The following is a 13,347-nucleotide window of genomic DNA, read 5'->3' on the forward strand; positions in this document are numbered from 1 at the left end:
GTCATTATTAAATTCTGACGCACTAGTCACGTCATGAACTACCTTTAATTTATCATTGGTGATAAATGCTTCTCATAAATCTTTTTAGGTATAATTTGTAGATGGCAACAGCTTCGCATTATCTTTAAAGTATAAACGCTGATCCATGCCCTCTGTTTTTAAAATATACTCTTCCTCTGCCGGCTCAGGCAAAACATACCACTTAACAAAAGAGTACCTTAAGCTGGCTCTGCATACTTCTGATCCGGATTACTATCGTTCTATCCTAGCCATTACATTTACAAATGATGCCGCCGCTGAGATGAAGGTGCGTATACTGGCAGCTTTGCGTAATTTTAACGACATTAACCTGCCAGAAAAAGAGAAAGCCAAAAGTGAGAGCCTGCTGCAAAGTATAACAGAAGATCTACAGCAGGAGTATCCGGAAGAGCAGCTTGATGTAGAGGAAGTGCGCCAACGTGCTGCCAATCTGTTCCGGCAGATTCTTTACAACTACTCCGACTTCAGTGTCAGCACCATCGATAGCTTTGTAAATAAAATTGTGCAGGCTTTTACCAGGGAGCTAAACATACCGCATAACTTTGAGGTAGACCTGGATTCTAACTCGCTGCTAAGTACGGCTGTTTCGCTGTTGCTTGATAAGGTTTCTGATGCTAAAGACGATCTGCTTTCTCAGACGCTGGAGCAGTATGTGCTAGAGAAAGCCCGCGAAGGTAAAAGCTGGACCTTGCTTGCAGAAGACCTCATGGACTTTGCACGTAACCTGCTTAATGAGCAAGTATATGAAGCCATTACCGACATTCAGCAACTTAACCTGGAAGATTTTAAGCTGGTGCGCCAGGAGCTGTTTGATGCAAAACAAAAGATTGAGGAAGCCGTGCAGGAAGCAGGTAAACAAGGACTGCAACTTATTGAAAATGCAGACCTCTCCCCTGCTGATTTATACCAGGGCAACCGCGGCATCTGGAGCTACTTTAATAAGTGGTCGCAGAAAGATATAGACCTGAACTACGGTAACAGCAACGCTGTAAAAACCATAGAGGAAGATAAGTGGGCAGGTGGCAAAGCAAGCGCCTACACCAAAAGCCAGATCGAAAGTATAAAGCAGCCGCTAACCGATCTGTACTACCACATCGAAAGTATAAAGGAGCAGTACTCCGAAACCTATACATTAATACAACAGATCGTACCGCACCTGTACAAGGTATCCGTATTAAACGAACTGGAGAAATGCCTCCAGGAAATTAAGCTTGACCGAAACACAGTTCACATCTCGGAATTTAACAAGCGCATCATTGATATTGTACTGCAGGAGCCGGTGCCATTTATCTATGAGCGTTTGGGCGAAAAGTATAATCATATTCTTATTGATGAGTTTCAGGACACCTCGGTTCTGCAATGGAACAACCTGCTACCGCTTGTAGACAATGCACTTGCTTCGGGCCATTTTAGCATGGTGGTAGGCGATGCGAAACAGGCTATTTACCGCTGGCGCGGCGGCGAAATGGAGCAAATTTTACACTTGTACAAGCAGAGCACGAAACAACTGTACGAGAACCGCCGCCACGGTCCGCTTATTAAAGAAAGGTATGATTCTGTAGACCAGGCATTAGAACCGGCAAATTTAAAAACCAACTACCGCAGCCGCTCCGAAATCATCGATTTTAACAACGAACTATTCTCATTTATAAGCGAGGGCCACAAAGAGTTTGGCATGTTCACGTCTATTTACGACGAGGACTTTAAGCAACAAACCCCTGTAGGAAGCCAGAACAACGGAGGCCAGATACAAGTACTGTTTACCCACGACGATGACCTGAACTATAAGTATGATCTGAACAACTGCTGCAGAACAGAAGCGTTTTATGATGGATATACGCAGCCCAAGGCCTTAACTTACAATGAAAGTACATTAGACATTGTGCTGCAGCTGGTAACGGAGGCAATGGCTGAAGGCTATGAACTAAAGGACATGGCCATACTTTGCCGTACCAACGTTAAGAGCAAGCTTATTGCTAATTTCTTAAAAGAGCGTAAGTACGATATCATCTCACAGGATTCGCTTTCACTTCAGTTTGCAGAAGTAATTAACCTAATTGTAGCCATGTTCCGGGTATTTAACCGGCCCAACGATTCCTTGGCTAAATCAGAGGCTTTATACTTGGTATGCAAAGTGGCATTAGGCGTGATACCGGATGTGGAGATGACCAAAACTATTGCCGACATTGCCAACGAAAAAGAAAACCAATCTTTCTTTGATCAGCTGCGTGTGTTTGGTTTTGATGTGCAGGAGCGTGAAACAGGTAACCTTTCAATTTATGAGCTCACCGAAAAGCTTATTCGCATCTTTAACCTGCTGGGTAAAAACAACGAGAGCGAGTACCTTTTCCGATTCTTGGACTTAGTGCTGGAGTATAGCTTAAAGCACAGCAACAACCTGAATAATTTTCTAGCTTACTGGGATGTGCAGAAAGAGAAATTAAGCATCAACACACCCAAAGATCGCAACGCTATCACCATCACCAGCATACACAAATCCAAAGGATTGGCCTACCCTATTGTAATCATACCTTTTGCCGACTGGAGCACTGAGCCAAAACGTGGATCGTTGATGTGGAGCCAATTGCCAGAGGAAATTAGTGTAACTGGTAAATTACGCAGTGTGGCAGTTAACATAAGTTCTAAACTAGAGAATACTATACTTGCAGAGCAGTACAGCACCGAGATAGAGAAAACCTTTATCGAAAACCTGAACATGCTGTATGTGGCTCTCACCCGACCCATCGAAAGATTATACTTGGTAGCTAGTGCCAAAGACCTGCAGGAAGAACGCAAAGCACCAAAACCAGACGGACAAGCGAAGAACGTAAGTCACCTGCTGTACCGCTACCTTGTGCATAAAGACCTGTGGGAGTTTGGCAGACATTGTTATCAGTTGTCTAAAGGTGCCCCACGCGCGCAGCGTGCAGGCACTGAACTAAACAATACCTATACGTTAGATCACCTGGTGGCAACCGACTGGGAAAAGCGCCTTAAGATTAAGCAGCATGCCAATAACGTATTCGACTTTGAGACACAGACAAAGCAGCGCCAACTAAACCGTAAACTACATTTTGCCTTGGCACGTATTGCCTTTGCTCCAGAACTGGAGAAGGTGCTGCGCCAAATGGTGTACGAGGGAATTATAAGCGAACGGGAGAAACCTGAATTGCGTACTAAACTGGCAGAAGTGCTAAACCATAAAGAGTTGGCTAAGTACTTTACAGGTAATGTGGTGGTAGAACATGAAAAAGAAGTACTTGATGCAAGAGCCTATCTGTACAAACCAGACCGCATTGTTTTTGAAGATGATGGAGTAGTATTGATAGAATTTAAAACACCGCCACCAGAGCCTGAACATCGTAACAAACTAGATCATTACGCAGTAAGATTCAGGCAGCTAGGCTATACAAAGGTAAAATGCGTACTTTATTATTTTGATACACAGAAAGTATTAACGTGGCACTATGGTGGCAAGCAAAAACAGCAACTTGGCTTAGCCTTCTAAAATTAAGCTTACCTATTTCCAACTTATTAAAAAGAAGTATCTGGTAAGCAGCCAGGAAAGATTAATGCAGAATTATAAAAACCTCAAAGTAGACCTAAGCAACTGCGATAAGGAGCCCATTCAAATCATCGGCAGAATACAGCCGCATGGCTTCATGCTAATCCTGGATAAAGAAACTCATAAAATAATACAGGCCAGCGAAAATATTCACAGCTTTTTAAATACTCCGGCAACACAGCTTTCAGGTAAAACACTAGCTGCTGTTGCCTCTCCTAAAGAGTATAGCATACTTAAGAAACAAATCGAAAGCGGCACCACTATAAGTCCGCAGGCCATTGTTTTGCAGCAAAAAAACTTCTTTTCCTTTATCCATGAAAGCGAAGGAAAACTGGTACTTGAGTGCGAGCCAATGGAAATATCCGGGAATGAGAACAGGCTAGAAAACACATTAAGTTTTACCCATTTCCACTCAGAACTTAATTCCCTACAAACATTTCAGGAACAGACAAATGCACTGGTAAACTATGTGCAGCGTTTGTTTGATTACGATCGGATAATGCTTTACGTCTTTGATCAGGACTGGAATGGAGAAGTAATAGCTGAAAAAACGAAACCGGGTGCGCGCTCTTATCTTCACCACCACTTTCCAGCAACAGACATACCGGCACAGGCGCGCGAACTGCTGCTAAGAAAGCATGTAAGGCAAATACCAGATGTGCATGCTGAAGCCGTAGACATTATACCCTACTTCGACCCCAAAACAAACGCCCCAACAAATATAATCCAATCAGAGCTTCGGAATCCATCAGAGATTCACTTGGAGTATCTTAAAAATATGGAAGTGGGTGCCACGTTATCTGTTTCAATTATTGTACAGGGTAAACTTTGGGGTATCATCGCGTGCCAGCACCAATCGGCCAAGTTCATTAATTTCTGGAAGCGCCAGACGTGTCTTGTAACGGCACTGACGTTTGCAAATACTGTACTGGCAAACCAGGAAAAGACAGACCTGGAAATTATGGAACGCTACAACACCGCTGAGCAGAAACTGGTGGAACAAGTAAAGGCATCTGGTAATTTTGAACAGGGTTTGTTTGGTGAGGCTGTAAATTTACTTTCCATAACACAGGCACACGGAGCTGCCATGTGCTTGCAAAGAAGATTGACAAAAATCGGTAACACACCCAGCGATAAGCAAATTCAAGAGATATTAAAATGGTTGTCTACTGCTGAGGTTGACCAGGTACTTTCTACCCGCGAATTGGCAAAACATATACCTGCCGCACTAAACTACCGTGATGTGGCCAGCGGCATACTTGCCATTGAGATATCTAAGAGTAGAAAAGACTTTATACTTTTCTTTAAACCAGAGATACAAGAAAAACGCATCTGGGCAGGCAACCCAGAAAAGCCTTTGCCGGGTGTTGATGCACGTATCCACCCGCGCAAATCGTTTAACAATTGGGAAGAAATTATCAGAGGCAAATCTCAGCCTTGGTCTTTTAATGATGTAACCATAGCGCATACACTCCAAAAAGATATAGTAGCCTTATTGATGGAAATACAGGCTATCATGCTGCAAGACTTAAATGAAGAACTAAACGCATCGGCAGAGGAGCTGCTTCAAAAGAACAGGAAACTTGAAGACTTCACTCAAATCATCTCACATAACCTGCGATCCCCTTTAAGTAACATCAAAGGCCTATACCAACTGTACAATGCAGAACCAACCCCTGAAACAGGCGCTGAAGTTATTGGAAGGATGAACATGATGATCGAAAACATGTCGGCTACGATAGATGACCTGAACATGGTTCTTCACGCTGCCATCAAGCAGGATTTAAAAACAGAACCAGTACAAATTGCTGCTATAGTTGACAAAGAGATGCAGAACCTTCAAGCATCTATACTTCAGACAGATGCCTTAATACAAACAGATCTGGAAGTGCCAGTTGTAAGTGTACCGCGAATTTACCTTGAAAGTATACTACATAACCTCCTTTCTAATGCATTAAAGTATAGCTCGGAGCAAAGAAAACCCCAAATACTTATTCGGTCGTGGGCAACAGTGGATCAGATACACATATCGGTTTCGGATAATGGTTTGGGCATTGACTTAGACAAGGTCCGCTCAAAACTATTTGGCTTGTATAACACTTTCCATCAGAACAAAGACTCTAAAGGCATTGGCTTATACTTAACTAAAACGCAGGTAGAGCAAATGGGCGGAAAAATTGAAGTGCGAAGCACAGTCAATCAAGGTACAACTTTCATTATAACCTTTCCGCGAAGTATAGCAGAAGCATAAACACCTTGCTGTAGCTACTGGCAAAAAGCAGCAATACCTAAAAATTAATTAGCCTCATCATCTCAATTATACTTACCTTACAATGTAAAAACGCATTTAGAAATCATACTTTAGAAACTATGGATCAGGCCACCCAAACTATGATCGATAACCTGCAGAAAAACACAGGTAAGTCGCTTAACGAATGGATAAGCATTGTAAAAGCTTCTGGTATTGAAAAGCATGGTGAGATAATAAAGCATCTGAAAACTGACCAAGGTTTAACGCACGGGTATGCCAACCTGGTGGCACATAAAGCTAAAGAAAGCGAAGCTGGCTCTGCAGAAGACCCGCAGCAGCTAATAGCAGAACAGTACAAGGGCAAAGAAATCCTTTATCCTATTTATGAGAAGCTACTGGACAAAGTAAAGCAGTTTGGCCCGGATGTAGAATTTATTCCAAAAAAGACCTACGTTAGTATAAAAGCTAAAAAGCAGTTTGCACTGATACAGCCCTCTACTAAAACAAGATTGGATGTTGGCATAAATCTGAAAGGAAAAGAGCCTGAAGGCAAGCTTGAAAAGTCTGGCAGCTTTAACGCAATGTGTTCGCACCGGGTAAGAACAGAAACCCCGGATGATGTAACTCCTGAACTGATAGCTTGGCTAGAAGAAGCTTACTTGCAATCCAGGTAAAATCTAAATCAAAGTATAAACTAATATATTACCCGGTTACTACCTGTATTACATGGAGGCCATTAGACCATTAAAATGGAGCAAAGATTAACACTTATTACCATAGGCGTAAAAAACCTGCAGCGTTCCCGCGATTTTTACCTGAACGTGTTTGGCTGGAAGCCCACGGAAAGCAGTACAGAAGGAATAGTGTTCTTTCAGCTAAACGGTATACAACTGGCTCTTTTTCCGCAGGAATCATTAGCTGATGATGCGGGTGTTGAACCCGATGGCAACGGCTTCAGGAGATACTCGCTGGCACACAATGTACGCTCGGAGCAGGAAGTAGACCAATTGGTGACACAACTGGAAGACAAGGGGGCTCGTGTGGTTAAAAGGCCAGAAAAGGTGTTCTGGGGCGGCTACAGCAGCTACATTGCTGATCCGGATGATAACCTTTGGGAGATCGCCTACAACCCGTTCCTACCACTGGATGATCATGGGAATACGAAGATGCCGTCGATACATTAATTAAAGCGATTTATGTATGTTTAAGCTTAAAGTTATGGCATGGGTTACTGCCATACTATTATTGATTACGGGACTTTACATCGACTTTAATTACTTTACTAAATCTCCTCAGAGTTACATACTTTTGATAGATGGAACAGTACAGTTAATTATGATTGCAACGGTAGCTATTGCACTAACCTTGCTTGTATCTATCATACCTTATCGCGACCTACGTTTTTCTTCCAAATTCAAATTTGTTTTGCCTTTTAACTTTGTCATTTTAGCAGCTTTAAAAATTTCTATGCTGATTAAGTACATCGCTTAATATTCAATTAACCACCCATTCAAAATCAGATTACCTACGTGCAAACTTTCCTGGAGCTAACGGCAAAGTATATTTTCGAAAAGTATAAAGAAAACATCAGCGACCTGTGCATTGTACTGCCGTCGAGGCGTGCTAGTTTTTTCTTTAAAACTGCGCTAGCACAGGCTTCACCAGAGCCTATCTGGTCGCCGGAGGTGTATGCCATGGAAGACTTTATCCGGAAGATGGCGCAAACGGATGTGGTGGAACCGATCAACCTGCAGCTGGAGCTATACGACCTGATGCGCGAGCAGGACCCAAACCTGGACTTTGACCAGTTTGTAACCTGGGCCGGCACCCTGCTCGACGACTTTAGCCGCATAGACCAGAACCTGGTAGACACAAAAAAGCTATTTGAGTACCTAACCGAGGCCAAAGCCCTGGAGCGCTGGGACCCTAAATTTTTAGGAAAAGAAGTTTCTCCTACCCTACGTAAATACTTCAGCCTTTGGGATAACATCGAAAAAACATACCACAACCTGCAAAAGCGCCTGCTCGAAAACAAGCAGGCTTATGCTGGTATGGCTTTCCGGAAAGTAGCCCGCGAAATTGAAAGTATAGCTAAGTCTTCGGAGTGCCAGCAGTTCATCTTCATCGGGCTTAACAGTTTAACCACATCCGAAGAAAAGATCATCAAAACACTACTGAAGCACGAAAAGGCAGAGGTACTGTTCGACAGCGATGATTTTTATATGGAAGAGAACACACCTAACCGTGCCGGCAGCTTCCTGAGAAAGTATAAAAACACCTGGAAACTACCAGAGTGGCGATGGCAGCAAAACCTGCTATTAACGGAGGAGAAAGAAATAAACGTAATTGGTGTTGCGAATGCCAGCATGCAAGGCAAACTGGCAGGCCAGCTGCTGCAGGAGATACGCGAAAAAGACAAGCACGCGCAGGTAGCCATTGTTTTGCCAGACGAAACCCTGCTCCTGCCGGTGCTGCACTCCATTCCGGACGAGATTCCGACCTATAACGTAACCATGGGTCTGAGCTTCAAGGGTACGCCGCTTTTTAACCTGATTGATTTGCTCTTTGAGGTGCACCTGACCGGAGTTACGCAACTTCACGACACCGGATACAAAGTACACCAGTACTACCACTTGTCGGTTACGAAACTGCTCACGCACCCTTTTATCCGCAGGTATGAACTGCACCTGAACGACAGTCCGGAACAGGTAAAGTATCACGGCATGATACAGACAGTGCTGACCAAGATGGTGCAGGAAAATAAGGTGTTAGTTCGAGCAGAGGAACTGCTGGAGTTAAGTAATCACCACCCTTTGTTTGAAGTGCTGTTTACCAGCTGGCGCGATTGTGAAGATATTATCGTGTCGATGTTTAAGCTGATCGAGCTGCTGCGCGAAGTATACAGCCACGGCCACAACACCATTGAGACGGAATATCTCTATATTTTCTATACGCTTGTAAAGCGGCTTGATACCATCTTCGACTGCCGGGAGCATAAGATATCGGTGCGTAGTTTTAAGAAGTTCCTGTATGAACTAATTAGCCAGACACGACTCCCGTTTAGTGGTGAGCCAATCTCTGATGTGCAAATTATGGGTATGCTGGAAACGCGTGCTCTCGATTTTGAAAACCTAATTATACTTTCTGTAAACGAAAATACTTTGCCGGCACCAAAGCGCCACGAGTCACTGATGCCATACGATGTGCTGCGCCAGTTCGGATTGCCAACCTATGCCGAAAACGAAGGCTCGATGGCCTATAACTTTTACCGCCTGCTGCAACGCGCCAAACGTGTAAACCTGCTGTATGTGCTGCCCTCCGATACCTATGGTTCCGGCGAAAAGAGCCGCTTTATACTTCAGCTGCAAAACGACCTGGCCCTGCGCAACCCCCGCATCACCTTCCGCGACATGACTGCCGCCGTAGAGCAGGAACAGACACGCAAGTATGAAGAGGATATTCTGATTGAGAAAACCCCGGAAACCATTGCCCAGCTGAAGAAGGAGTTGGAGCGTGGCCTCTACCCTTCGCACATGAACATGTATATCAATTGTTCGCTGCAATACTACTTTACCCGCATCGCCAAAATGCAGGAGATAGACGAAGTGGAAGAGCAATTGGGTGATGACCAGTTTGGTACCATTGTGCACCAGGTGCTGGAAGATTTCTTTAAGCCGCATGTGCAAAGCGGTGAGCCTATACTTGCAGAGCACGTAGATCAGATGCTACAAGCCCTGCCAGCTAAAACAAAGGCTGAGTTTAGCAAAGTAACGCAAGGTGCCAAACCAGAGCGCGGCATGAACTACCTGCTCTTTAAAGTAGCCGTAGAAGTGCTTGAGAAATATCTGCAAAAGCTCAAAGCCTCAGACGAACTGCCGCTTTACGTGCTGCGCCTCGAAGATACCCTGGATGCCATACTTCCGGTGCATGTAAACGGCGAAACGCTGCAGGTACGCATTGCTGGCAAAGCAGATCGCATCGACCTGACAGGCCATGAACTGCGTGTGATAGACTATAAAACCGGTAAGGTAGAAAAGGCCCAGCTTAACGTAAAGCCAGAAGAGGTAGAACTGCATTTTTTAACAGATGCCAAGTATGGTAAAGCTCGCCAATTATGGCTTTACGAGTATATTTTGCACCGCACCCTACAACGCGAGCCAGAGAAAATTTTGCACAATGCCCAACACGTTTCTCCGCTTAGTGTAGATCCTAAATCTGGTATCATATCGTTCCGTAACCTAGATCCCGGTGTGCTGTCTTCAGAGTTTAATTTTATGGAGGCCGTGGGTAAGGATTTTATACCAGCCTCGGAGCAATTGCTCTCTGAATTTGTAAACCGGATGCTGAATCCGGCAGAGCCTATAAAGAAAACCCAGGACCTGGATGTATGCCAATGGTGTGCCTACCGGGGGATTTGTGCGAGGTAGACCGGTGATTAAGGGGATTAGGTTTGATTAAAAAGATTTTATCTACAGACGATTTATTTCTGATTTTCCTTTTGAATGTGCTGGTACGATAGCCCCATATTAATAGTACATTCCTCGGACAGGTCGCGACCTGTCCGAGGAATGGCCTTAACCACAGAGCCTGGTTCTCAATTCAAGTAACGACGGAAAGCTCCCCTCCGAATCCGATTCGGAGTCAGAGACTTTGGAGTCGAAGATCCCAAACTTGATTTTGGAGGCGTGACTTCAAAGGGGATGACAATCGTATACATGAAAATATACCCATAGACTCGGTTCGCAACCTGCATACGTAGCGTATGTGATTATACTCTCCCGATCACAAATGCATAGAGAAGCCCAAAAATCAAATAAATCCTCATTAACTGTGGTATTTTGCCGACAATAACTCAAAGCCATGGCCAAAGAACAACTTCCGATATACAAGATTGAGGATTTTAATAGCAGGAAGAAAAACGCAAAGTTCTTTTATCTGTGCAGGCTGGCAGAGCACCTGCAGGAGCATAAATTTATACAACGGCCACACAAGCACGATTTCTACATTGTGATGCTGGTTACCCGTGGCACCGGCATCCACACCATCGATTTCAGAGACTACGCGGTTCAGGCTGGCATCGTGTTCTTTCTTACTCCAGGGCAAGTGCACAGTTGGCAATTATCCGACGATGCCGATGGATTTATACTTTTTTTCACACAGGAATATTACCTGGAGCGGAAGAAACTTTACCAGTATCCATACTTTGCCACCCTTTCCGACAACACACCGCTTCCTGTTTCAGAAGCAGAGCAGGAACAGCTACTGCAGATCCAGAACCATATGCAACAGGAGTACCAGCACCAGCTGGTGATGAAGGATGATGTGCTTCGCGACTATCTGGACATCCTGCTGGTAAAGCTGCTACGCACCTACAATGCACAGGGCTATAGTACTGCCTCCTCTCCTGCCGCACTACCAGAACTGCTACAGCTGCAACGCCTCATCGACCTGCACTACAAAGAGCACCAGCCGGTAAGCTTTTATGCTGAGATACTTCACACCTCAGCTAAACACCTGAACGAAGTATGCAAAAAGTCTCTTGGCAAAACCACTACACAACTTATACAGGAAAGGCTAGTGCTGGAGGCAAAAAGACTACTGATCCACTCGGCTTTAAGTATAAAACAGGTAGCTGCAGAAATCGGCTTTTTCGAGGTTTCCTACTTCTTCCGGTTCTTTAAAAAACACACAGGTCAGACACCAGAGCAGTTCAGGCAGGAACAAAGTATAGGTTAAAGTAAGCTATAATCATCTTACTCAGGGCCACTTCATTTTCTTCTTTGCTGGTGCGGATCTGCGATTCGTGACTTATTACAATGTTGAATCTGAAATCCAACCTGGCCAGAGGCCCAAACTATAGTTAGTCACGAGCGACCTCGCCTTATCCTGTTCATTTAAAGAATTTTGTACACTATTTCGTTTTAAAAGTGCATCGAGTAAGGCAGGCACTTGGACTACTTTTGTATAATTAAAAAAGTAAGAAGTAATGAGCCTGAAAGGAAATAAACTATACAGCATTTTATATATGAAGTGCCCCAAATGCCACGAGGGAGACATGTTTGAGAAAGGGACCCTTTACAATTACCGCAGGTTCTCAGAAATGAAGGAGAAATGTGAATGTTGTGGGCAGCACTTTGAGCCAGAGCCTGGTTACTACTACGGTGCCATGTTTGTGAGCTACGCCTTTAGTACAGCCATATTTATTGCGGTATGGATGGCCCTTTCTTTCTTTGTGGAAGAGGTAACGATCCTGATGATGACTTTTGCGCTGTTTAATGTAGTTATAGGTTTGTTACCTATTACCTTTAGGTTATCCAGATCGATCTGGATCAACATTTTCATGAGTTATCAGGGTAAACCGAAACAAGTAACTACTAAATAACACAGAAAAGTATAAAATGCCGGAGAGAAATGCACACACCTCATCCCCGGCATTAAAACTCTGTTAACTATACATTCACGCTGGCCATCTGCTCATCGCGGTACCGGCCACCAGCTGCCACACCTTTTGGCGCAATCTCGTCTAACTGCCGCATCTCTTCCTGCGTCAGCGAAACATCCAGGGCACCCACATTTTCTTCTAGATACTTACGCCGCTTTGTACCGGGTATCGGCACCAGATCCTTGCCCTGCGCCAGCAACCAGGCCAAAGCTAATTGCGAGGGGGTACAACCTTTTTGCGAAGCAAGTTCTTCTATCTTCCTTACCAGGTCCAGGTTCTTCTGAAAGTTCTCTCCCTGAAAGCGTGGTGATTGCCGCCTGTAATCATCTTCGGCTAGGTCATCAAACGTTTTGATCTGCCCTGTCAGAAAACCTCTGCCCAGCGGACTGTACGGCACAAAGCCAATGCCTAATTCACGAAAGGTGGGTAGTATCTCGTCCTCAACATCACGGCTCCAGAGGGAGTACTCTGTTTGTAAGGCAGTAATAGGATGCTCCTTATGTGCCTTTCTGATAGTTTGAACTGATGCTTCTGATAAACCCAGGTACCGTACCTTCCCTTCTTTTACCAGTTCTGCCATAGCGCCAACTGTTTCCTCAATAGGCGTTTCCTTGTCCACTCGGTGCTGATAGTATAAATCAATGTAATCTACACCTAAACGCTTCAGGCTGGCCTCACAGGCTTTCTTTACATAATCTGGCTTTCCGTTAACACCTAAAAAAGAACCGTCTGCGCCCCGCACGTTACCGAACTTGGTGGCTAAGATAACCTTATCTCTCCTCCCGCGGATGGCTTTGCCAACCAGCTCCTCATTTGCACCTACGCCATACATATCGGCTGTATCCAGAAAATTAATACCCAGTTCCAGGGCACGGTGAATAGTGGCAATAGATTCATTATCATCGCGGTTGCTGTAAAAATCAGACATGCCCATGCACCCCAGACCGAGGGCAGAGACTTCCAGCCCCTGGTTTCCAAGCTTTCTTGTTTCCATAGCTTATACATTAAGAGCAGGCTTCTTCCAACCTACTCTGGTTTTATACTTTCTAA

Annotated in this window: 9 protein-coding genes; 8 read left to right on the forward strand and 1 reads right to left on the reverse strand. The window is 44.5% G+C overall.

What is annotated here, in order from left to right; genetic code table 11:
• Positions 1-145: 145 nt before the first annotated feature.
• The 8 genes from WG943_RS07165 to WG943_RS07200 all read left to right on the forward strand — a co-directional run bounded on the left by WG943_RS07165 (position 146) and on the right by WG943_RS07200 (position 12,237).
• On the forward strand, positions 146-3,547 hold the full coding sequence (locus WG943_RS07165) for a UvrD-helicase domain-containing protein (protein WP_340407784.1): 3,402 nt from the start codon (positions 146-148) through the stop codon (positions 3,545-3,547).
• 64 nt (positions 3,548-3,611) lie between these two features.
• Positions 3,612-5,855: an ATP-binding protein gene (locus WG943_RS07170; RefSeq protein ID WP_340407786.1), complete on the forward strand. Its 2,244-nt coding sequence runs from the start codon at positions 3,612-3,614 to the stop codon at positions 5,853-5,855.
• A 119-nt stretch (positions 5,856-5,974) separates the two neighbouring features.
• Complete coding sequence (locus tag WG943_RS07175) at positions 5,975-6,529, forward strand: DUF4287 domain-containing protein (RefSeq protein ID WP_340407788.1); 555 nt, start codon at positions 5,975-5,977, stop codon at positions 6,527-6,529.
• Positions 6,530-6,604: 75 nt separating this feature from the next.
• Entirely contained in the window at positions 6,605-7,039 is a 435-nt protein-coding gene (locus WG943_RS07180) for a VOC family protein (RefSeq protein WP_340407790.1), read from the forward strand.
• A gap of 16 nt (positions 7,040-7,055) precedes the next feature.
• Positions 7,056-7,346 (forward strand): hypothetical protein, encoded by a 291-nt coding sequence (locus tag WG943_RS07185; protein ID WP_340407792.1) that lies wholly within the window; start codon positions 7,056-7,058, stop codon positions 7,344-7,346.
• A gap of 38 nt (positions 7,347-7,384) precedes the next feature.
• A complete protein-coding gene (locus WG943_RS07190) occupies positions 7,385-10,282 on the forward strand; it encodes a PD-(D/E)XK nuclease family protein (RefSeq protein ID WP_340407793.1) in 2,898 nt (965 codons plus the stop codon).
• Positions 10,283-10,715: 433 nt separating this feature from the next.
• Positions 10,716-11,591, forward strand: a complete 876-nt coding sequence (locus tag WG943_RS07195; protein WP_340407795.1) for an AraC family transcriptional regulator — start codon at positions 10,716-10,718, stop codon at positions 11,589-11,591.
• Between the two features lie 289 nt (positions 11,592-11,880).
• A complete protein-coding gene (locus WG943_RS07200; protein WP_340407797.1) occupies positions 11,881-12,237 on the forward strand; it encodes a DUF983 domain-containing protein in 357 nt (118 codons plus the stop codon).
• A 67-nt stretch (positions 12,238-12,304) separates the two neighbouring features.
• Here WG943_RS07200 and WG943_RS07205 read toward each other — a convergent pair whose 3' ends face one another.
• Positions 12,305-13,291 (reverse strand): aldo/keto reductase, encoded by a 987-nt coding sequence (locus WG943_RS07205; protein ID WP_340407799.1) that lies wholly within the window; start codon positions 13,289-13,291, stop codon positions 12,305-12,307.
• Positions 13,292-13,347: the final 56 nt, after the last annotated feature.

This window comes from Pontibacter sp. H249 (assembly GCF_037892465.1).
Lineage (GTDB): Bacteria > Bacteroidota > Bacteroidia > Cytophagales > Hymenobacteraceae > Pontibacter.